Here is a 24,665-nt window from a genome sequence, read left to right as displayed (position 1 = left end):
GAATGTCGATGATAGGGTCAGTGCCGTTTTCACACCGGGATTGTCGCTGGCGGCAACCGCAAAAGATGCCGCCAGCTATCATGATTATTGGGCAGACATTTCTTCGATTTGTGTCTGCGCCCATGCCACCGCATCGGCGGCACTATCGCCATCCACCAGCATGCGCTGGACCGATTTAGTGATCACTTTGGACGAATAAACCTGCGACGCCAGCGGCGACGGCGGCCCCTGATAGCCATCAACCAGCCCGCTTTTTGCCAAGGCATCAAAGCTGGCAAAAGCCGGATTGTCGGTAAAGAGCGGCATGGTCGTTGTCAGTTTCGGGAAAATCGGCACCCAGCGGCCATTGGTCGCCTGAATGATTTCCTTGTAATGGTCGGGCGCGTAAAAATACGAAAGCCAGTCTTTGGCCATATCGGTTTTTTCGGTTTCACCACTGACCAGCCACGAAAAAGACCCCAGCATCGTTGCCGAACGGCCATTTGCGCCCGGCCCCGACGGAATATTGATCAGGGCGGTATTATCAAGCAATTCCTGATTGTTATCCTTCATCCAGGAATAAACGCTGGGCGGGTTCATAATGAACGCGGCCCGGCCGGTTTGATAGGCGGTGTTGTTACCGGCATCATCCCATGTCAGCGCGCTGCGCGGAATGGTGCCTTCCTCGAACATATCGGCAATATACTGATAGGCCTTGACGGTATCAGGCGTATTCCAGGTCACTTCCGACCCGTCTTTGGAGAACATGGATCCGCCAAAGGACCAGATCAGCATCCGCAAATCGGTTTCGGCATCGTTGGCATTGCTGAGCGGCAAACCCAAACCGGTATATTGCGGATTTGCCTTAACAATGGCCTGGGCAGCAGTGCGCAATTCACCCCAGGTTTTGGGAATTTCCAACCCGGCCGTTTTTAAAAGGTCGGTACGGGCATACATCGGCACCACGTCAACTTCGATGGGCACCGAATGAACATGGCCGTCATACATGGATTGCGGAACCAGGCTTTCATAAATCCCACCATCCATTGACCGCAATTTTTCCAGCACATCGTCCAGCGGCTGGGTTAGACCCTGCTTGGCATAATATTGCGATTTTTGGCCCAACTGCATGTAAACATCCGGTGCAGCATGGCCTTCAAACGCCGATGCCAGCCGTTCGGTCAGCACATTGGCCGGGACAACGATATAATCAACATCGATGCCCTTTTCCTTGCCAAAGTCTGTCGCCATTTTTTCAATCAGGGCGTCGGCTTTTTTGTTAAAAGCCTGCAAGCCCCAGATGGTCAGATCTGCCGCATCTGCGGAAAAGCCGACGAAGCTTAATGCCGTGGCAACAAGCAATGATTTTTGTATTTTACGCATGTTTCCTCCCGTTTTTTTAGCTGTTTGTGTGTCGAGGGCACTCGTGCGGCTAGCCTTTGACGCTGCCGGCGGCCAAGCCTTCGACGATATATTTCTGGGCCGCGATATAAATGATCAGGATGGGCACAATGGCGATGACCGAACTTGCCATCAACTGGCCCCAGATAAAGGTGTCGCCCATCACCAGCCCACTTAAACCGGCGGTAAATGTCTTTGAATCTTTCGAATAAACATAAACCAGCGCATAGAGAAATTCGTTCCAGGCGTGGGTAAAGGCAAACAGCCCGACCACCGTAATGCCCGGCGTAGCAATGGGTAAAATGACCTTGCTCAGGGTTTGCAACCGGCTGGCCCCGTCAATGCGGGCCGCTTCATCAAGTTCGGCGGGGATAGTGCCGAAATAGCCAATTAGCATCCAGGTGCAGAACGGGACGGTGAAGGTCAGATAAGCTAAAATCAGCCCGGTTTTGGTATCGACCAGCCCAAGATGCTGCAACACCAAAAACAGCGGAATGAACAAAAGCGATGGCGGCAACAAATATGCCATCACAATCAACCGTGCCGATGTCATCCGGCCTTTAAATCGCATGCGCGCCACCGGATACGCCGCCAAGGCCCCAATGATGGCAGAAACCACGGTAACACCCAGTGCCACCAGCGCACTGTTAAGCACAAAGCGTAAAAAGTCGGATTCAAAAAGGGCGACGCGATAATTCTCAAATGTCAGGTGATGCGGAAACAGCGTGGGCGGTAACGCATAGATTTCACTTGAAGTTTTAAGCGATGTTACCACCACCCAGTAAACCGGTGCCAGCGACCAGAACAGGGCGAGGACAAGCCCAAAGGCAACAATGCAACGCCGGACCATTTTTGTGCGGGGACGTTCAACCATGGTTCCCTCCTATGCCTCGTCCTGCCGCAACATGCGGCCGGTCAGCAAAACAATCAGGATGACAAAGACCGGGATAACCGACACCAGAACGGCCGAACCCATGCCAAGGCGACTTTGCGCGATGCCATATTCATAGGCCAGTGTTGGCAAAATATGGGTGCGCCCCGCCGGCCCCCCCCCGGTTAAAACAAACACCATGTGGAACGAATTGAATGTCCAGATCGCAGAAAGCATGGCGGTTACGGCAATGACCCCGCGCATTTGCGGCAAGGTAATGCAGAAAAACCGTCGAATGGGCCCTGCCCCGTCAATTGCTGCGGCTTCGTTCAAATCGGACGGGATCGACGCCAGGGCGGCAAGAAACATCATGGTAAAAAACGGCAAGCCCTGCCAGATCATGGCCAGTGCAATTGAAAACATCGCCACATGCGGGTCCGACAACCAGTAAACCGGCCGGTCAGACAGGCCCAGCTGCAAGACCAGAGATTGCAAGACACCACTTTGTTCGTCGAAAATCCATTTCCACGCCAGGGCAGCGATCATGCCCGGCACGGCCCAGGGCAAAAATGCCAAAGACCGGATCAACCCGCGACACGGCATGGTTTGCGACAGCAATACCGCCGATGCCATGCCCAGAACCATTTTAATGGTGACCACCCCGGTCGTCAGGGTTAACGAATTCCAGGCGGCGCGCAGAAATTCCGGGTCATTAAACAGGGTGACAAAATTCTGCAAACCAACAAAGTTACCCGCATGGGCAATGGCGCGATCGGTAAAGGCTGTCGATATGCCATCCGCCAGCGGATAGGCGATAAAGGCTGCAAATACCGCCGCTATCGGGGCCAAAAATACATAGGCAACCAGCCAGTCAGGCCGGGTCCGGCGGCGCTTGGCCGTTGGCATTGGCGGGCTGTCAAACCCGTCTGGTAACGAGGATAATCTGGCCATACCACCCTCACCGGTTCGCAACAGCACGGGCAGCTTCGATCAGCCCGCGCATATAACCAACCGCGTATAAACGACCCAGGGCTTCGTAGCCGGGTTTTTCATTGGGTTCGCCATACAGAACCGGGGCGTGGTCCGGGCGCATCAAGCCCTCAAAGCCAACATCGCGATAGGCTTCTATCGCCGCGAACATGTCGGTTTTGCCCGCATCATGGAATGTCTCCATCATTTTATGGGCTTCGCCTTCGATATCGCGGAAATGGGCAAAATGAATACGCCCATCGCGGCCCAATTTGCGGATGGTCGCCGGAACATCGGCATTCATCGCGGCAAAATTGGCCTGACACAGGGTAATGCCATTTACCGGGCTGTCATGCAGGGCCAGCAATTGTTCAAATGCGCCAACACTTCGCATGATACGACCAACCCCTAACAGGGGCGACAAGGGCGGATCATCAGGGTGCATTGCCAGTTTGACACCGGCCTTTTCGGCCACGGGAACAATGCGTTTCAGGAACTTTTCCAGCGTCCCCCACAGAAGGTCTTCGCTGACCGTGACCTCGCCCAACGTACGCGGGTCTTTGGCTATCAGGGCATGATCAAAACTGGTGGTCAGCGCCCCGCCTGGCAAACGGGTGGTGGTCGATGTGCGCATCCAGCCGTGGATCGCCATCCAGCTATAACAAAACACACCAATGCCCAGCGCGCCCATGTTTTCGATCACACGAACCAGGCGCTGCATTTCCTCTTCGCCTTCGGGCCGTCCCAGTTTGATGTTATCCATCGGGATCCAGCCTTCGATGACCTGAAGATCAAACCCGAAATCGGCATAGGATTGCTGAACCCGCGCCAGGGTCGGCAGATCCCAGATTGCACAATCAAGGGCAACATCACGGATAGAAACGGCATGGCGCAGGCCCATCTGGGCGGCGTAATGCCATTTGGAATTTACGTCGGGTTCTAACCCAAGGGCGATTTTCATGTTTCCTCCCATCTGATGATGGATTTTTATAAGTTCATATTTGAATTGATTAAGTTCATATGTTAAACTTAACCGAACAATCGCAAACGGGTCAAGAATTTGTTGAGGGAGGTAACAACATGAAATCAAGCGAGCAAAACGGGAATCCGGCCATAGACCGGGTGATGCTGATTTTTGCCGAGCTGGAAAAAAGCAGGCAAAGCCTTGGGTTGCGCACGATTGTGCAACGCACGCAAATTGCCCGCTCCACCGTCTATCGCCTGTTAAATTCGCTGGAGGAACATGGCATGGTGCGCCAGTCTGCCGATGGCAATTACAGCCTTGGCAGCCGCATTTTACAACTTGCCGAGTCTGTTACCCAAACCAGCGCGTTTTTCCCGTTTGTCCGCCTGCTCCATCCCTTGCTGGACCGTCTGGCGCTTAATCTTGGCGAGGCCCACAAGGTGTCGGTGCTGGAACGCGATGCTATTATGGTTGTTGCCGGTGCCAGCGGGAAAACCCCGCACTCCCTTAGCTACACCGTGGGCGAATATTTGCCGCTGCATGCCGGGGGGGCCAGCAAGGTTTTAATTGCCAGTCTTTCCCCTGACAAACGCGACGCGATCCTGCCCCGCAAACTTGAAGCCTTAACCGAGCGCACCATCATTGACCGCGCCTTACTGGACCGCGAACTTGAAACCGTTTCCAAACAGGGCTGGGCGCATGATTCTGGTGAATTCAGCCTGAGTGTCTGCTCGTTCGCAGCGCCGATTTATAACCAGTCCGCTGAAATTATTGCCGCCTTAAGCATCCCTTATCTGGCGGGAACGCCCCCGGAAACCGTCGAAAAAATCAAACAGGCCGCGCTTTCCGGCGCGGCCCAAATCAGCAAAACCATTGTCTCGCATTAAATACCCGAACCACCTGAAACCCGTAGCACAAACACACAAAACCCCGAACCATCACAGTCCGGGGTTTTGCTATATCTGTATTTTACCAACCGGCAAAGATCAGGTTAGTTCGCAACCTTCAGGGCCGCACGTTCAACCAGGGTTGACCAGTTGCCATTGGAAATAAAGTGGCAATAAACCAGATGGACCCAGCCGCGTTTGCGCCATGCGAGGAAGGTTTCGTCGTCCAGCTCATTAAACTTCGCTTCGTCAATTACCTTGAAGCCCGACAGGCTGAGCTTGCGGCCATCGGCCAGCGTGGCATCGGCACGGTTTTCAACCAGCAGACCAGCTTCGGTGATGGCTTTAAGAAATTCCGTCGTCGCGGCGTAATGGGCCTGATAATCGCGGCAGAAATCCAATGCACTTTTGGTCAATTCAGACGGTTCACCATCGACAAAGAACGGGTTTTCCGTGCCTTCAACAACGGTTTTTGCATCTTCATCAACACACAGGGTGTATTGGCTTTTGTCTTCGTTTTCAAAAAAGATGAACGGATAACGACGGATATAGGCCGGAACATAAGTGCCCGGGGTCCAATTGCCCTTGCCGTCAACCATCAGGTTTTCCGAGGCCCGCAAACCCAGCAACGCCACCATCTGGGGCTGTGCGCCGTCGGTAAACAGGATCGGATAATGCTTGCACACCATCGGCAGTTCCGTCGCCACAACCGGCACGGAATTGGTGGTGCCGGCAAACGAAAAATCCGACGTTGGCGTCAGCGACATGTTGCCATGCCGCTCGGCCAGAACGGCACGGGGTTTGCCATAAAACAGCGGCAGGTTTGCGCCCGCTGGTTCTTTCTTTGCCGCAGCGTTGGTTTTGCTTTCCTTAGCCAAGGTATCCCTCACATTTTCGGTTTGTATTAAGTCGTGCGCGAAGCATTTTACTGGTCGCTCGACTGGATCAGGTCGCTATCGCTCGATTGTCCATCAACAACCCCGGGCTGGTTGCCGCCGTCGCTGCTCGTATTGCTGTTGGCATCGTCCCCACCCGTTGCCGAGGCCCCCGATGAGGTATTTCCGCCGCCCGTGGCAACGCCGCCTGAAGCTCCGGCTGAACCGCCGCTAACCGGCACCGATTGCGCGGCGGCCCCAGATGTCACTCCGCTGGTGCTTTGCAACGTCACCGGGGCGACGAACGATGTCGGGGTGCTGATGACGCTCGGGCTTGGTGCCACCGAAATATTGGTCGGCGTCACCCCAACACTCAGAACGGTCGGTGCCGCAAACGCCGCAATCACGTTGGGTGTGATACCGGCTGCATTGTTATTGCCCAGGTTAAACAGACGGTCAACCTGCGGTGTGCTTGGCGGTTTTGGCAACGGTGCGGTTTTGGTTGCTGCGGGCGGCAAATCACGGTTCCGCCAGAAAGCATCGTTAATGTAATAAGGCGCAAATTTCAGCGGCCCGATTTCATAAGATGCATCAAACCCGGTAATGCCGCCGATGGTCCCGTAAAGGTTTGCCGTGTGGGCAACTGCAACATTCAACGATTTCACATCGATTTTCTGATCACTTGTACCTTCTTTCGACCCGATGCGAATATCGCCCGTTCCAGATGTCATGACCAGATTGGTGTTTTTGCCAATCAAACCGGCAATCGTAATGTCATCACCACTGCGGATGGTGACATTACCCGACGGCAGCGTTGCAATAACGCCCGAAATGGATTGCGGCTTAACCGCAATTTCGGCAAGGGGATCGGTATCTTCAACCAGTTTCAGGGTGCCAAGTTTAATTGGTCCGTTGCTTGCCGTAATATTGGCTGGCAACAGAAGTTTGATGCCACCGGTGTAAACAAGGCCGTCCACCACCGAAATACTCGCCGTGCGGGCAAATTCGGTCACACCGTTTTCACCGGCATTGATAGTCAGCTTGCCCAAGGCGTTGGTATTGCCAAGCGCATAATCAAAGTGAGTGGTGGTATTTCCGCCATTCAGGTTCAGCTTCAGCGTCAGATCCGCATGAGCAGCACTGTTTACTGTCCCATTCAGGGCCAGCGCACCGTATTGGGTGTTGATTGTAGTGTCATCGCCGATCCAGGATGCCCCGGTAATCGTGAAATCATTACCAACCTGATACGTCCCGTTAAGGGTCGTAACACCGGTATAATCCTGTGTATTTGTTGTTGTGACATCATGGACAGAAATCGTCCCGCCGGTGATGGTCAGCTTATTCACACTGGTAGTGGCACCGGCAACAGAAACTGCGCCCGTTCCGGCCTTCATGATGACGATATCACTGCCACCATCCAGTGTCCCTGTCAGGGTGATGTTGCCATTGGCAGCACTGGTGTCAAACGTGGTGGTATCTGGCGGCAACGGCACAAACGTTGGAGCCTGAGTGACCAGAGATGCCGCGCCATCGAACAGGATTGATCCCGCTGTCAAATTGCCATCAATCCGTGTGGCACCTGTATAAGACTGTGCCGCTTTGGTTGTTACGTCCTTTATCGAAATTTCCGGTGCTGTAACAGCAAGGCTGGAGCCATTCCCTTCATCGATATATGACGACGAAAATTTCACTTGCCCCGTCGCGTTCACCGTCAGTTGGGTTCCATTGCCGGTAACAGTATCAAAGAACTGCACTTCGCCACCCGGATTGTCCGTTCCAGCCGAGAAACTGGAAACGCCCGCAGCAAGTGTGGCCGGACCACTAACGTTAATATTGCCATCTGTCGTGGTAATTGTTCCCGGCAGCGTAATTTTCCGACCGCCATCCTGGGTAAAGTTACCAAACAGCTTCACATTCGCACCCGAAGCAAAAGCAATTGCCCCGTCGCCCGGAAGTGCGGCCTCACTGTCGGAATTGGCACCAGAGGTTAGTGACAAGCTGGCCAGCGCCGTTGTTCCACCAATGGCACCATCAAAGGCCATGCTACCATAACCGGTATTTACCGAAAGAGAACGAGACTGGTTGTTGACACTATCAATGGTGCCGCCAAACGTGACATTGGCATTGCTGTCCGCCGTGGAAACAGATGTTGCGGCCCCAAGCAGGGTTGCACCAGCAACCTTGAAATCACCCCCGGAGATGTAGTTGCCGCCACCCAGCGTGGTTACACCGGTATAGGTCTGTTTGCCGGTGGTGGTCACATTGCCTACCGATATCGTGCCACCGGTCAGAGCGATCTCGGAAATATACGATGTGGCCGAACCAACTGTAACGTCTCCTGCCCCGGCATTAACCGTTAACGACGTACCTGTATCGTCATTTTTACCCGTAACACTGCCGCTGATCGAAACATTGCCACCATTGGTGGATGCCAGCGTCGTGGTGTTTGCGCCAAGAATGGCATTCCCGTTAATGGAAAGGGCCGATGCAGTCAGGTTACCATTCAGGGTCGTTGTCCCGGTATAGCTCTGGCTACCGCCTGTTGTCAGCGCGCCGGTTGAAATATTGGCGGCTGTAACCTCAAGGCTGGCAACCGTATTGCCACCATTCAGGGCATTGCTTAGAGCTACGTCGCCGCCAATAACAGTAACAACAAGTTTCCTGCTCACATTATTTGGGCCGTCTTCCAGAAAGACATTGTGAAGGTTCACATCAAGGCTTGACGTTCCCGACACGTAAATATCGCCATCGTGCGCCTCAAGATGGCCGGTTGCGCTGTTGGCTTTATAGCTGGTGTAAATGTTGCCCGTGCCGGTTACCGTGGCGTTCAGCGTATTTACATTCGTAGAGAAGCTCTGTTGTTCGGTGCCGATACCGGTGAAGCTGCTGAGGGTTAACACATTCGCCGTTACCACCGACTGGTCACCGACAAATCCAATGGAACCCTGCGTCGCTGTAAGCTCCACAGTCCCGGTCTGCCCGGAATTGATCGTACCAACTGTCACATCACCCGTGGTCGCTGTAATACGTGCGGTATGGCTCTCATCAGTCGTCGTAATCGTTGCACCAGAGACCCCGACATTATTGGTCAGTGTCACGTTATTATCAGCAGACAGATTAGCCTTGGTCAGCGCGCCGCTATTGTTGATAACCAGCGCCCCACCATCTTCAGCAAGCTGCACATTCAGTGCCGTTGCCGTACTGTTCAAAGTGGTCGTACCACCGGTTGAGCCGCTGTGCAGTTCAATACCGTTCGCACCTGTTGCTTCAATTGTCAGGGTGCGTAACCCTTCGCCAGCGATGATGTCTGTATCACCGGAGACATAAACCGTCCCAGCTGTAACAGTATCGGCCAATGTCACGGTACCGCCCGATGTCAAATACAGTTTATCAAGCGTATTACCGGTAAAAGTACCCCAGCTCACATCACCTTTTGACCCAACAGCAAGGGAAAGGTTGCCTTGGGCAGTAATATTATCACCAAGACTGATTGCGCCTGTTCCCTGGTTGAAAATGGCAATTTGCGATCCGTCGGTTTGGGTGGTGGCGTCCAGACCTGTCACAATCACCTGCAAGGCATTGATATCGGCCTGCTGGCCATCTTCCCACACAAAAGACCCGACATTGGTTTTCGCATTCAGCGATAGCGATCCGGCGATCAAAACCGGTATGTCATCGCTGCGTGCGCTCAGGATCGCACCATTGGTCGATGTTAAGGTAACTTTGGATGTTGTCGGAGCTGTCTGTAGTGTAAATGATGTGGCACCGGCCATCACGGATCCAACGGTGATATCGCCGTTAGCTGCCGTTACCGAAAGTTTGTTGCCATCGGTTTGGGCTTGAAGATTGGTCAGGGTAACCGCGTTGGTCGCGGCAAAAACCAGATCACCATTGATCAGGCTAAGCGCGGAGTTACCCGTACCCAGCGTCACACCCGCACTGCTGTTATCATCAATATAGGCCGTACCGGAGCCAATTATACCGGTAATCGTCGAAACGGTTGTTTGCAAATGATCGCTGGTCGATCCCACACCGCTATTCGCATTTATGGCAAGATTCTTGCCAACAATACGGGTTTCCGCAATATCATCGTCAAGCACACTACCATTCGTTGAAGTCAGCGTAATCTGACCATCGGACGACGACCCTTTGGCATTAATATTGCCCAGGATCAGATCGCCACCAGTGCCCGCTGCCGAAATAGTGATGTTCCCTGCCGTTGAAGCACTTCCTGCACCCGATACGGCGCTGTCAACCAGAATGGTGGCGCCATTCGACCCCTTGATCGAAATATCACCGCCGTTCGTTGATACTGACGAGAAAGTGCCGTCGACCGCAGAGCGCAGGTAAACATCGGCACCAGCATTTGTTGCCGACACCAGCACGCGCTGACCATTTGCGGCAATTGCATTATCAGCCTGCCCGACACCATTTGCGCCGTTGAGGCGAACCTCAAACGCGCCAAGGGCACTGCTGGCATTGCCAGCATAAATCGTGCCATTTTGTGCCGTCAGATTAACCTTGCCGTTATTGGCACCCGCAACCACACCGTCCGAACCGCTGCTCTCACCAATGGTGATATTGCCCGATTTTGCCGTTACGATAATATCGTTCCCAACCGCATCCTGGCCCACAGTCAAGTCCGCCAGAACAATATTGCCGGTCGACACGATGTCAATTGCACCATTGGCCGTATGTGCCACCAGTTTGTTCGACATCCCGTTCTGGGCATTCAGGTAAATACTGCCAGTTCCGGTAACATTAGCTGTAAAATCCCCGGACCCACTCCCCGACAATTGCAGGCGCGATGTGTTCGACCCGATGCCGTCTGACGCAGAAAGGGAAATATTGCCACTATTCAAGGAAAGCGATTTGCCTACTCCGGTGTAGATATAGCCATTCGATGCCGTCAATGTCAGGTTTTTGCCAGAACCATAGGACAATGCGTCAATGGTCAAATCGCCAGATGTGATCGTAACGCTAAGATCACCACCCGTCGTAATATTGTTCAAGGCCAGAGCCGAAGCATTCGCGACATTAATGCCCCCACTTTGCGACGATGCCTCCAGCGTTTTGGTGTTCATCTTAAGGGACGTTCCAGACGAACCAATCGCGGCAGCACTGCCCTGAGCGGTCAGTTTGACGGATCCTGCCGTAATCAGGGAGTTGCCATCCAGAGCAGTAATATCCCCATAATATCTGGGATCATTCTCATTAAGATTATCCAGGTTACGGTAAGACGCTGAAAGATTTACGGCCCCGTCTGCACCGGTATCGATGGTTCCAATTCTTAACGCTTCAATTGATTTATAAGTAAAATCAAGCCCGGTGGTATCGGTTACATTGGTTAGGGTAGTGTAAAATTCAGCGTCAGAAACAGTCCATGTCAGGTTCTTTGCCGATATCGAAACAGTCCCGGAGCTATGATCACTGTTGGTTTTATTGTTGCTACGATCAATCGAAAGACTGGACAAGTCTACATCTGATGTAACACCGGTGGTTGCCTGGACATAAATGTCGCCAGGGGCGCGTAAATCCAAAGCAGTCGCCGTTGTTTTCACAGCGGAACCACTGCTGCCAATATGGTCACTGGTTGCCGAAATTATCAATTTACCAGCCGTAATCAACGTACCAGAACTTGCCTCTACAGCGCCATGACCAGACGTTAAGCTGACAGTCGCGGTGCCTGCATTAATATTTCCGGTCGTAAGTGTCCGTGTGGAGTTTTCGGTTGTCCCGGCCGACAGGGTGACGTCGGAAGCTGCCGAAAGGCTGGTCACCGTTAACCCGTAGGATTCCGCAATATTGACAGAACCTGTCGCACCCCGATCATTGGTGGTCGCCGAAATTTGCGTTAACGTGGTTGTTCCGTTTCCGCTGGCAGTCGTTTTAATCGCGCTGACATTACCAATGGAACCCGCTGCGATCAGCGTGATCTTACCCGCGTATGACAGCTGTCCGCTCAGTATCGATCCACCAGCGTTGTTAAGATAAAAATCCTGGCCATTTAATGAAACAGCATCACCAAGAGCGATATCACCTGTCGTGTTCACCACCTTGGCACTGGCGCTACCAACCTTCAATGAGTCAAAATTAGTGCGTCCCAAAAGACCGATGTCAGCACCGCCACTAGCAGAAACAGTAAGTTCCCCACCTTTAATATGGATTGTCTTGCCATCGGTTCCAACCGACCCGCCAGAAGAAGACAGGCCGACAATCGCTGCATTAATGGTCGTCGCGCTGTCATTGTCGCCGTAGAGATTACCGCCACTGCTATTTGCCGTAAGCTGACCAATCCCCGCAAGGTTGATGTCCTTGATTGTAACATCACCCGAACCGGTAAGTGACAGTGTTAAACCGGTATTATCGTCAATTGTGCTGTATTCAGTTCCGTTTGCAGAAGATACGAGACCTGAAACAAGTACGTTTTCACCATTCGGATTATTGGCTGCCCCGACGATACGAATTGTTGCATCTGTGTTGCCATGCGTTGTCATGGCGAGATTGCTCAGCAGTCGGTCATTTGCGAGATAAATGTCGCTGGACGTATTGGTCGTCAAGTCTGCTACGGTCAGATTAAGAGGGGTGGCATCGCTTCCCAACGCGGCATAGCCGTCGGTGTTAAACGTCGCCGTACCTGCGGTAATATGGTTGTCAGTGTCGGCACCAGTAATATTGGTCGGGCTGGTAAGCGTAACAGAACCGCTTAACCCCGCATCAATTGTACCAATGACCTGTGCACGCTGAGTATTAAGATTAAAAATCAGCCCAAGGACTGCATCGTTTACCTCGTTAGCATTGTCGGTAACCTGGTTAACATTTGTAGTGCCGTTATCCGTAACATCAAAAGTCAAATCAGAGGACGTCAAAATATAAACAGGCGCATCCCCTCCGGTTGCCTGATCCGACGTCAAAGACAGTGATGCAAGATGAGTTTTGTTATCAACATAAACATTCGCGTGCGTGTTCAGCGTCAGCGATTTGGTTGTGGTTTGAATATGGGCTGTTGCTTCGGCACCAGCCACACCAATCGATCCTGTCGAAACCAGCTTAATGCTGCGCCCGGACAAGGCTGAACTGCCATAGGCAGAAATATTGTGGTCGTCACCCGTGGTCGTTATCGTAAGGGAACGCCCGTCACCGACAGCAAGTGTGCCGACCGCAATGTTGCGGTCACTCGTAAAGTCAAAGTTCAGTCCGCTATCTTCAGTCAGATTAACCAGCTGCATGATCGAGCCGCTATCGGTAATCGACAGTGAAAGCCCATGCGACTGAAGGTCATAGGCATAATCAGTGTTCGCACTATGGTTTGCCGTCACATCAAGAGAATACAGATCTGACGCATTCGACAAAATAATGTCGCCGCCCGCATCTATCGTTAGATTTGACGTCTTTGTTTTCAAGGCATTGCCAGTAACACCTATGTTGCCATCGGCCACATGCAGGTAAACATCTCTGGCAGAAATGCCGTTATTGCCAACACTTGTCAAATTTCCGTTGGTAACTTGCAGATTAATCGAACCAGTATCGCTCTTGATCGACAAATCAGAAACGGCCAAATCACCGGAGTTCGACAACACCACCGAATTTTTAACGCTGCCTGACAGTTTATTTACATCGACAGTAAAATAGCCCGACGAAGACCGACCGACATTCCCGCCATTCAACGTCAGCTGGTCAGCAGTAATCACGGCATTGCTCGTTTCGGCTCTGATAGAGCTATCACCGGCATTCAGGGTAAATTTGCCGCTCCCGACATCGACCTTGGTAACCGTAACCGTTTTTGCCGACGTAATTTCCAGATCAAGCCCGGATTGGGTAATATTGCCCAGCACAAGCCCATTGCTACCAGAGTAATTATCGGTCACGCCAGAAAAAGTCAGGTCTGTACTGGAGATCGCGTAGGTAATATTTTTCGTGCTGTCAGTTTGATCAACATTCGCCCGGTCCAGGTCCAGTTTAAGGCTATCAAGCGTCGCGTTGTTAGTAACATTGACCTTATAGCTGGAATTGATGGACAGATTTTTTGTCGTGGTCGCTGCCGAAACAGACTCAAAGGAATTCAGCGTAACGGTTCCGGCCGTAATAGACGTAGCAGATATTGATCCATGTTCGTCTTGCCCCGATGCCTGGCCTGTCGTGGTCAGAGAAACAGAACCGGAAGAGGACGTCCCCGCGTCAATCGTGGACGCAGTAATCTGGCGATCCATGGACAGGGCAAAATTCATCACCCCGGATGAATTCATTCCTAAGGCCACGTCCGTACCATTGTCAGCTAGCGTAACCGTTGTTCCGGCAATATTGGTAAAGCTGTATGTTTGCTTTGTCGCTTTGTTACTATCAACATGCGCAAGATCAAGGTTCAACCCCGTCAGTGCCGTGTTGCTGTTATTAATATAGATGCTACCCTTTGAGGTAATCGATAAATCACTGGTCGCAAGAACCAACGCCTGATCGGCCGTGCCGATGGCACCATAAGTTTTATTCGAAGCACCGGTTTTAAGAACAACCTTCCCGGCTTCAATTTTGGTGTCACTTCCGGACTGACTAATATTGCTATACTGGCCGGTACTGGTTGTTTCCAGCGTCACTGTTCCATCAGCATAGACATCGCCGACAAGAATATCTTTTGCCGTCGTCAGGCTGAAATCGGTAATGGGGTTACCCGTATTGTCCACGCCAAGCTGAAGATGATCCCCCTCATCGGTAAGCGTAACGAAAGAACCTGCGCCAAAGTCAAAAACCTTGGTCGAACTGGTCGACGCATTGGTGCTTGTAACCGCCAGGTGCGTCAGATCCCGCGTACTGGAAACCCGAACATCGCCGCCCGCAGAAACCGCCAGCTTCGCTGTATCAAGATCAATGGCATTACCATCGGCACCAATATCACCGTTGGACCCCGCAGTCAGACTGACACTGCTTGCTGTAACTCTGGTATCGGTATGATCACCGTCATCCAGGATTGAGCCTGATGTTTTAATCGCAGCCGTACCAGTGCCAAGTGCGAGCTGCCCCAACACAACATTGTTAACCGCTGTGAAGGAGAAATCCAGCGCTGAACCGCCGGTGACATTGCCAACGGTAAGAACCGAATTTGCAGAAGAAACAGCAACACTTTGCCCGTTAGCGCCAACTGTTGCGCCACCCGCAAGTGTTGATTTGGCATCAATCGACAGGTTGGTCAGCGTGCTCGATGACGTAAAGGAAATACCGTTAGCCGCAGTTAAGGCCGCATCGGTCGCAGTCGATGAAATACCGGTAATGCTGCCTGACTGCGCAACAAGCGCAACCTTGTCGGCCGAGATCACGCCCTGATCTTGCGTATCGTCAATGATCGAGCCGCTTTTCGCCGTTAAATTGAGCGTGCCATTGCCATCCGCAACAGCAATAGCCTGCACGGTTAAATCACCATTGCTGAGCGTGTATGACGCAGTATCCCCACCGGCCTGCATCGCAATCGTCGCCGCACGCGAGCCTGATGTCAGAATCAGTCCACCGGCCTGAAGATCAAGTTTCCCCGCAGATACAGTGAAGACATTGTTGTAGTCACCGTCGCTATCGCGGCCAATGTCGCCCGATGTAACTTTAACAGTGGCGCTACCACTTCCAGCATTAATCGAACCATCACTTCCCCCAAGAAGGGAACCGTCCTCTACGGTCAGAGTAAGGTTGTGATCATTGGTTTTAACCTGCCCCGCCAGAATGACATCGCCATGGTCGGCGGTCAGAACAATATCACCTGCGGCGTTAAGCGACTTAACCGACAGGGCCCCGGCATAGTTAGACGAACCGGTCGGGTTCCTGACATCAATGTAAACACCGCCATCAGCAGCCCTTGCCGTAAGGGATTCAGCCATCAATGACAAATGATCATCGCTTACGCCGATATTCTTGTCAGCAGAAAGTGTGATGGTGTTTGCAAGCACGCTTGTCGTGCTGCTGCCATCGTCTTTAATGGCACCTTTGGACCGCAGTGTAATCGAATTACTGGTACTATAGCTGACATCAAGCGCCCCAACCGACAGATCGGCATCGGTACTAAAGTCAAATGTCAGGCCAGACAGATCAAACACTTTGTCAAGATGATAGCCCGTCTCAAGGCTGTGCATCAGCGCAAATTCAAGCCCCTGCGCTTCAATTTTATAATTATTTGCTTGCGCGGTATCGGCGTTACCGAGTGTCAACGAGAATTTATCAAGGTCCGAGATATCACGGAAATAAACGTCCGATCCGGCATTCAAGGTAACATCGTCTGCGATTACTTCGACAGAATGATCACTGGTGCCAATAGCTTTTTGTGCCGTCAGCGACAATTTGCCATCCGTGACAATACGGGTATTTGTATTGCCATCGTCGGCAATGTTGCCACCAGCATTTAAGGTCACAGACGCATTGGCCGTGCCAATCTGGCCAACAACAAGATTGCTGTCTGTCTCAAAGGAAACCGTCTCCAGGTTCGCACTGGTAAGTTTATTAAGTGCTACCGACGTCCCGTTATCCAACACATCAAATGCCAAATGATCAGATGTCAGTGAGATTGTGTTCGCACTGCCAGACTGGTTCTGATTATGAGCATTTTTGATAACAAGGCTGGTCAGTGTTGAAGCGATATTCTGGATGTAAATGTTACCCGTATTATCAACATCAAGCTCAGTCACATATGTATTAAGGGCATGTTCAGACGATCCAATGGCACTGTTTACCGCCAGCTTCAGCGTCGTCCCCTTGACACTATTGCCGTCCAGCGCAACGACTGCACCGCCCGCTGCATTCAGGGAAACGGCGGCGGTGCTGTCAATTTTCGCAATTGTCAGGTCGCCCGATTGGTTCCCAATGGTAATTGATGAAGTCCCCGCACCCGTCTGAACATTGTTGACCGTCAAGGCATCGGTTTCAGCAATGACAAGATTTTTGCTCTCACCCGAGGTTGTAACATCGACTGTGTTAACGGTGGTCTTCAAATTATTGGTTGAGTTGCCAGACGCCGATGACAGCACGGTAGCTAAAACCACCAGATCATCGCCCTTAAGGCTGTCAGCATTAACATAACCGTTGGTCAGCGAAAGCGTAACATCGCCTGTCGCACCAGCATCCAGCGCATCGATATCAAGGAATGCTGCGGTATTCGGTGTTGCGGCAGAATCAACCGTGATCGCGATATTTCCGGAATTACCCGCTTCATTGCTATCAAAGTTTTTATGCCCGATATCATTGATTTTGGTGCTGGTATGGGTGGTTAGTTTGATCTCGCCGGAATTGGCCTGCACATTGCTCAAGATGACGGTGCCGGTCGTCGCTGTCGCCTCAAGATATATGCTGTTGTCAGCCGTCACTGACAGATTTTTTGAACTGGTTTCAATGCTGCGATTTGTGGTGCCAATGGCACCTTTTGCCCGCAGCGTAAGTGCTTCGGCGCTAATCGACGTCGTATCATTGCCATCGTCAAAAATGCCATATGCAGATTCGATATACGTGGTGCCCGACTGAACCGACACATGACCCACGCTCAGATTTCCGGTTGAGGTAATTGCGGATGAATACGTCCCCTGCCCGCCTGCTGCTTCAAAATTGGTTACCGCCAGGCCGCTATTATCCCCGTCCGTATTGGAAATATAAATCCCGCCCGTTTCTGTGGTCGCATTCAGCGAGCTGACGTCGGTTGACAGCCCGTTTATGCCGCTTGAAAGACCTGAAATACCATCGCGTGCCGCAATGGACAAATTACCAGCCTTGACAGAGCCGCCCTCGGCCCCCTTCACCGATCCGCTATTTACGCTCAGCGAAATATTACCCGTACCAACATCAACGGCACCAAGGGTCAGACTTTTTTCACCACTAAAGGTGAAATTCATATGTTGGGTGTGGTCATTAAGTGTTGTCAGAACATAGGCATCAGCCGTATCGGTCAGAGCAAAACTCTGGGCCCCACCTGTCGTTAGTAGATAAGTCTGGGTGTCTGTTGACAGCAAATGATCAAGCGTAAGATTAACCGATGACAAAAAGCCGTTCGTAGCAACGGCAAAACTTCCACCCGCGTTGATCTCGAGATCATTTACGTTAACGTAAATAACACTATCAGATGCGCCAATATTGCCAGTGCCCGTGGATAGTTTTACCGATTTACCATTTAACGACGAGCTACCACCAGCTTTATTGAAAATAGAACCGGCAACGGAATTAAGGACAACAACACCACCCGTGCTGTAGCCTGTGGTATAAATTGAATTTCCTAGCTCAATATCACGGGCGGCCAGCACAGTGATATTACCGCCAGCGGAGACTTGACTGATCCCACCATTTGAGTACAACTGACCAATATTGGTAATCGATGCGCCTGGTGATGTGGCCTGCAATACAATGTCACCACCCTGGGTGACAATTCTGTAACTTGCATCACTAAATGTGATCCCGCCCAGACCGGTTGATTTCAGGGTAAAGCTGTGGCCGGTGGTGGTTTGAAGATCAAGGTTGGTACTGACCGTAATCAGACCGGTTGATTCAAGAACAATGTTGGTCGTTCCGGCAATTCCTTCAAGAACACCGGCAGAAATTGTATTCGCCCCGTTATTATCGTCATTTTCTGCAACTGTTCCGTCACCAGCGGCGGTATCCTGGGTACCGGCACCACTGGTTCCCGCAACAATCGTCAGGCTATCAGGGTCAAGCAGGAAGGTTCCGGTATCACCATTCAGGGCTGTCAAATCGACCATGCCGGTCAGCTCGACACCCTTGTGGCTCGACACCTCGGCAAAGCCGCCATTACCGCCCGTGGCCCCGCCCTTGGCCGAAATGCTACCGGCAAAACTGGTCAGGGTTTCAGACAAAACCGCGACATTACCGCCGTCACCGCTGGTGATCGCATCCGCTTTCAGGCTGGCTGTTTTCGCAATGCTGACCGTGTTGGACCACGCGCCCGTGCCCCGGCCTTTTGCGCCGTCACCTTCGCTGCCAATCGCCACAAGGCCGCCGCCTGCATCGCCCGAGGCATCCATGCTGGCGCCGCTGGCAACCGCAATGTTATCGCCCGTGGCAACAATGCTGCCGCCGGTTTCGCCGCTATCATCGCCAGTGGCTTTTATGCTGCCGCCCGCGAGAACCGTGCCGTTGTCGCCACCAGAAAGAATAATCCGGCCATTGGCACTTGAAACACTATTGGCCTGGATCACACCGCTGGTGTTGATCACGTTATCAATAACGTCCTTGACCGCACGCGCCGAAATCGACACCACTCCACCATCGGCGATGATCGAACCACTATTGCTGACCAAGGCCTCAACCGGATTGCCATCCGTCCCCACCGGGGCGGTATCAACATCCGATCCGACACCAAAGCTCAGCAAACCGTCGCCGTGAAAATCGAGCGAAAAGGTTTTCGCCCCACCCAGCGACACCTTGCCCAGACGGGCATGAATGACACCGGCATTTTGCACATTAGGCGCCACAAGGGCGGCCAGACCGGCATCACGAATGCTGATGTCGCCCGCATTAACGATGCTGGCCGAGGGATTGGCCGACGCAATGTCAAAATTATAATTGCCGCTCATGAAATCAGCATCGCGGATATTGGCCGTCGAGGCGACAAGCCCGCCGACATCAACCCGCGACCCCTGGCCAAACACCACCCCGTTGGGGTTAACCAGCATCACCGTGCCATTGGCGGTAATCGTGCCAAAAATCGCCGAGGGGTCATTGCCAACCACACGGTTCAAAATCACACTGCTCGAGCCAGGCTGCTGGAAATTAACGGTGTTGCCGCTGCCCACATTAAAGCTTTGCCAATTGACAATCGCCGAGTTCGAACCTTGCACCACATTCAGCGTATCAGGGGCGGACTGAGCAATGCTGACATCACCGCCGACAACCGTACCGCCCTGCGGCAAAGCCGCCGCAGCCGATTGCGCATAGGCCGGATGGGCAGTTGCATAAAAAAACGAGCCCAGTGCAGTTGCACCCGCCAGAATGTTAAACGGCGTCAGCCCCATCAGCGGGCGCTTGCGTGCGGGGGCCAAAGCCTCACCCGTTGCGCACAGAGCAGCAGACCGACTGGTGGCTGATTTTACGGGACGACGTGACGGATTGGAAAAGCTGTTCTTGCTCATGATTTTGACCCGCACTTAAAATTTGGCTGAAACGGTGAAGAAGGCTTGGGGCTTGGCTGATGAATCCGCCGTGGGTTTTCGAAACCCCTTGGCCACTTCCGCCGATGCATAAAGATTTTCGAGAATATTCACCCGAATACCGCCACCAAAGGACGAGGCACTGGTGCGATCATGCGAGACATTTTCATCGATGTCCCAGACCTGCCCGCTATCGACAAAGCTGTAAAACTGCACCCCGTTGGGGAAAATCTCGGGAAGGTCCGGTGAATAGCGAATTTCAAGCGAGGTTGCCCAGCCATCATCGCCGGAAAACTCGTTATTATTAAAGCCCCGGCCATAATTGCCGCCACCCAGCGCCATTTCTTCACTCGCCAGCAACGGATTAACCGCATATTGCCCGGTCGCGGTTAGCAGCATACTCACCCGATCCGTCACCTGCTGCACCCGGGTTAAATCGATGGTGGTCTTGGTAAAAGACCCACCGGCATCGGCACGCGAGCCCAGCGGATCATCCTTGTCGGTGGCGTTAAACACATCAAGCCCGCGATGTATGGTAGCGCGCACGGCAGTAATGCCCTGAAAACTGTCAGTCAAATCATAGCTGATGCCGGCACGGGCGATATGAAGACGGTCCTGATTGAACTCGTCATCAAGCACGTCGGTATCAATCGCGCGATATTCATATTCGCCCGAAATACGCAGGTTTTGCAGGCGCGAGCGGATCAGCGGATAGGTAACAATCGCGCGTTCGGCCATCACCACACTGTTGACTTCCAACGCCTCAAGCTCCTTGCCCGGGCGCGAGCGGCCATAGCTGGAACTAAACCCCAGCATCAGCCCGTCTTCAGAATACATGCCCTGATAGTTGGCACTGACCGACCACGAGCGTTCAATCGGTGAGGAAATCTGGGTCTGGATGCCCAATTGGTCCGCATGCGACCCAAAGGAATTAAACTGCACCAGCGCCATGCCTTCGGCATTGCCGGAATAAGGGGAATTACGGTTATCCGCCGAAACGGTGGCGGTGGTGGCAACGCGGTCGGCCTCGACCAGCATTTCCGATCCGCCAGGCGCAGTTTCTGATGGCTTAAGGGTGGCGCGCACGGTCATCCCGGCCAGATCATTGGCCAAAAGCAGGCGCCGCTCCATTTCGTCGACAGTGACCGGGGTTTTGCCGATCAGCGGCGAGAGCAGCCGCTTAACCGCCGCGCTAACCGGCCCGACATCTTCTTGCACAACGATGTCGGAGATAAAACCTTCAACCACGCGAATTTTAAACCTGCCATCGGTGACCTCCTGGGGCGGGACCACGACACGCGAAATCACATAACCGGCATTGCGATATTTAAGTTCGATATTGGCAGCAACCTGAAAGGCATCGGCCACACTGATGGTTTTACCCATCATATATTGATAAAATGGAGCCAGTTCATCGGCGGAAAAGGCAGTGGAGCCTTCAATCTCGAAGGATTTCAGCACAAAGCTGGCTTTATCCGCGCCCGCGGGTACTTCAACAGCGGCCGCGCCCGGCACCGAAATGCTGCCTGCCTTGCTTGACGGCAGGGCCAGTTCCGGCTTGGCAAGCTCGCGGCCAGCCTCCGCCCCGGAGGGAAGTTGTGAGGGTACTGTTTGTGCCATCACATCATGGGCAAACCCCGAAACAAAGAATGCACATGTTGCAACTGCCGCACAATGGCGGCGCAGAACCTCGATAATTTTTCTCACGCGATTCCCCCAAGAACCCAATTTATTTGAACAGCATTGCTGAACATTTGGTCAGTTGACCCCCGCCAAAACCGAAAGGGCGAACAGTCGAACACCTATCCATTTTGGCGAGACCAGCCCGATACCATTACATACCATCAGATAGGTCTGTTATATTTATAAGCGGCTCACAAATAGCAGTGCAATTTTTTTTTGCGTGCGGAGGCAGATAAATATTCGCCCGAAATTTGTACTGACGGGTGAAGCGGCGGAAGGTTCGAAATTTAAGGAAATTTTGAATTAATCCTGTTAATGAAACAGCATCAAAAACCCGATCTAAGAGTATAGCATTACAGTACCTTGGGTTAGGTCTCCGGTCATTCTGGATATACGCAACAATAAGGACATGCGATGGAAATATGATAATCTTGCCGCTATGCTGCCGAAAACACACGACGACACCGCCACCTGAAATTCAGGTAAAATAAATTTGTTCCCACCCGCCAAAACGTCACCACAAAACCGATAAACACCCCAAACCGAATTTTTTGCCACGCGAATCGATTAAAAATGACGACTGCTATCAGGTCTTTTCCAAACGGCAGCCGTTCACCGCCGACACAATTTTCCGCGGTCATGTTACAACTATAATTTGGACAGAAATGCATGCCCTGCAAAGGCACGTTCAAAAACGCCGACGTGGGATCTGGGCGATCATATTGGTCCCCGACACGGGGGTTTGGGGAAAACGGTCTTATGGCAACGCAAACCCCGACTGTTTGATCGAGGTGAGGTCCGACCTGCATCAGGCAATCGTCATCAAACCAGTTATATTGCGCGGCTACCTTGTCATTGCACGGCTGAATGGCAAGTTGCGACAGGCAGTTTTGATCAAATCGCATGGTCGAATTATATGGCTACTCGCTTTGCTGCGGGAAACACAGGCGACACCAGTTTCCGACGACAAAAAGAAGCTAAGTTGCAGTGCAACGACCGACATAGATGGACCTGCACGCCGTAAACGTGGCCATTTATACGCCCTCGACCCAACGCTTGCCTCGGACAAGCCGGGGTTGACAGCCGTCCCAAAAGCTCCGCAGATATTCATTACCGGACTACATCAAATTAAAGATGCAGTTAATTTTAAAATGGTATGTTAATGTTCGGTATTCACAAGTAAATGGAGATTGGAAAAGGAAAATTGATTTGGGACAGAATGCATTCGAATTGGCGTTAAACAAGCTCCGCCAGGACCTTGCCGGAGACCGGCAAAAGATTGCGCGAGAAACCGAACAGTTATATCGCCAGATAGAGGCTGAAACACCCCCGGCCGCCGCGGCGGAAATTAATGATGACCCGGATTATGTCAGAACGGCACTTGATGGCGAACGGTTGCTTGGCCAATTAGATGAACGATTGCGCGATCCGGAACGACACGCACATGCGGCCCTGGCATCCTCACTCGTTGATGCATGTGAAGCGGTAACGGCGGAAGGACGCGGCGCAACGCCGCGACGTTTATTGCAATTTTCGGCTCATGGCGGTGAAACATCAGCTCATTTCGAAAATCTCGGCGGGGCTACTGACGTTTTTGAGACATTGCAAAGCTGTTATAGCTCACCCCACCGGTCCCTAACCTCCGCACGCATCACACAAATAGCAACACGGTCAAGCATCCGGTCGCGAAACTGGCTAGAACCTGATCAAATATCGGAATGGCGCAAAATCGTCGCCGACCGGCAAGTCCCCTGCCCGGTCCCTGACAGTTCAATTGAAAGGCTGTATAACCGCATTTCGGAAATTCCCCAAAATGCAGGCCTGATCGGGGCTGCCGATGCCTTATATATAGTGCTCGATATATTGAACCGGTCACATCAGGGCAGCCTTGATCTTGCTGTCACAACAACACAACAAAACATCCATATTGAAATGGATGATCCGCAAACAGCCTATTGGAACCGGATTGCAAGAATCATGATCGCCGATTTAATTGCGCATTTTTGCCAAGGCGTTCATGTGCCCGTTATTGCCGGGGCAGCCCTTACTCTACGCCTGCCAAAAATTGCCGAATTGCTACAGCGCAAAACACCGGCACGGATGGCCCGCAAATTTACGGTTGCGATAATAGCGGACGCGCTTGAAAAACTGGATCATATCGATCGGCAAATGAAACAGGCTTGGGATCATGCGGCTCTGCTGGCGAACGAGGGCCGCGGGTCCAGCCTTGTGCGCATTAACAAAAAGCTGTTTCAGTGTGGCAGTATTTGTGTGAGCGACATTATTTCCGAATGCAACATCACGCCGCAAGCTGCCCACTATCAGATCAAAAGGCTGTTAAAGGCTGGCATTATAACACGCGGACCGCGTGGCCGCATGGGAGGGCATTATTTTCTCGATGTCTTGCTGCAAATTTAACAGCATCACCCGGCTTAATCCCAACCGCAAAAACCCGCACAACAACACTATCATATCACGGAGATGTCGCGATGACATTGCCGCGCATCTGCTTGCGGAGACATCACACTTTGGTCAGGTATCCCGCTTGTTAAATGGATAGCTGAACCCGAGCTATGACCTATATTATAGCGAAACGTAAAATACGTGCGGGACCAAATCTGCTTGTAGGCCCCAGCCGGGAATATTACATCCACCCTGCCCCCCCTGCGCTGCCTCTCACGCCCCTCGCCTCATGCATCGTTTGCGCGTTCACGATACAAACAGGACAACGAACATGTGATCCCGGATGGTAAGATCATGTAGGAAACCGGGCGCATCAAGCCTACAGAACAGGCACTCTTTCGCCGAACGCAACGAGATTGTGCGTACATACCAAAATATCTACACAACAAAATTATTTATTTTCAATTAGTTGTGTAATCGTAAACGTAAATCGATAACCGTATGTCGACTGCCGTA

The 24,665-nt window shown here is 52.2% G+C and carries 9 protein-coding genes; 2 read left to right on the top strand and 7 right to left on the bottom strand.

Annotated elements, in window-relative coordinates:
* Positions 1-84: 84 nt before the first annotated feature.
* Genes TMES_RS18335 through TMES_RS18320 form a run of 4 tightly spaced genes read right to left on the bottom strand, consistent with a single transcriptional unit; the run spans position 85 to position 4,181 of the window.
* The gene (locus TMES_RS18335) at positions 85-1,362 is read right to left on the bottom strand and encodes an ABC transporter substrate-binding protein (RefSeq protein ID WP_085585248.1); all 1,278 of its coding nucleotides are present in this window, start codon (positions 1,360-1,362) and stop codon (positions 85-87) included.
* A 49-nt stretch (positions 1,363-1,411) separates the two neighbouring features.
* Positions 1,412-2,254, bottom strand: a complete 843-nt coding sequence (locus TMES_RS18330) for a carbohydrate ABC transporter permease (protein ID WP_085585246.1) — start codon at positions 2,252-2,254, stop codon at positions 1,412-1,414.
* 9 nt (positions 2,255-2,263) lie between these two features.
* On the bottom strand, positions 2,264-3,202 hold the full coding sequence (locus TMES_RS18325; RefSeq protein ID WP_085585244.1) for a carbohydrate ABC transporter permease: 939 nt from the start codon (positions 3,200-3,202) through the stop codon (positions 2,264-2,266).
* A 7-nt stretch (positions 3,203-3,209) separates the two neighbouring features.
* The gene (locus tag TMES_RS18320; protein WP_085585242.1) at positions 3,210-4,181 is read right to left on the bottom strand and encodes a mannonate dehydratase; all 972 of its coding nucleotides are present in this window, start codon (positions 4,179-4,181) and stop codon (positions 3,210-3,212) included.
* A 119-nt stretch (positions 4,182-4,300) separates the two neighbouring features.
* On the opposite strand from TMES_RS18320, the gene TMES_RS18315 reads away from it, so the two are divergent.
* Positions 4,301-5,071, top strand: a complete 771-nt coding sequence (locus tag TMES_RS18315) for an IclR family transcriptional regulator (protein WP_158091271.1) — start codon at positions 4,301-4,303, stop codon at positions 5,069-5,071.
* A gap of 104 nt (positions 5,072-5,175) precedes the next feature.
* Here the strand turns inward: TMES_RS18315 and TMES_RS18310 are convergent, their stop codons facing one another.
* From TMES_RS18310 to TMES_RS18300, 3 genes are read right to left on the bottom strand one after another with little or no spacing between them, the layout of a single operon-like run.
* Positions 5,176-5,949: a SapC family protein gene (locus TMES_RS18310; RefSeq protein ID WP_245835507.1), complete on the bottom strand. Its 774-nt coding sequence runs from the start codon at positions 5,947-5,949 to the stop codon at positions 5,176-5,178.
* 47 nt (positions 5,950-5,996) lie between these two features.
* The gene (locus TMES_RS18305) at positions 5,997-20,045 is read right to left on the bottom strand and encodes a beta strand repeat-containing protein (protein WP_085585238.1); all 14,049 of its coding nucleotides are present in this window, start codon (positions 20,043-20,045) and stop codon (positions 5,997-5,999) included.
* Between the two features lie 15 nt (positions 20,046-20,060).
* Positions 20,061-21,770: a ShlB/FhaC/HecB family hemolysin secretion/activation protein gene (locus tag TMES_RS18300; RefSeq protein ID WP_143589724.1), complete on the bottom strand. Its 1,710-nt coding sequence runs from the start codon at positions 21,768-21,770 to the stop codon at positions 20,061-20,063.
* A gap of 1,185 nt (positions 21,771-22,955) precedes the next feature.
* On the opposite strand from TMES_RS18300, the gene TMES_RS18285 reads away from it, so the two are divergent.
* A complete protein-coding gene (locus tag TMES_RS18285) occupies positions 22,956-24,164 on the top strand; it encodes a winged helix-turn-helix domain-containing protein (protein WP_085585232.1) in 1,209 nt (402 codons plus the stop codon).
* Positions 24,165-24,665: the final 501 nt, after the last annotated feature.

Origin of the sequence: Thalassospira mesophila, assembly GCF_002115755.1 — a bacterium.
Lineage (GTDB): Bacteria > Pseudomonadota > Alphaproteobacteria > Rhodospirillales > Thalassospiraceae > Thalassospira > Thalassospira mesophila.
This window is presented reverse-complemented; position numbering and strand designations above follow the sequence as displayed.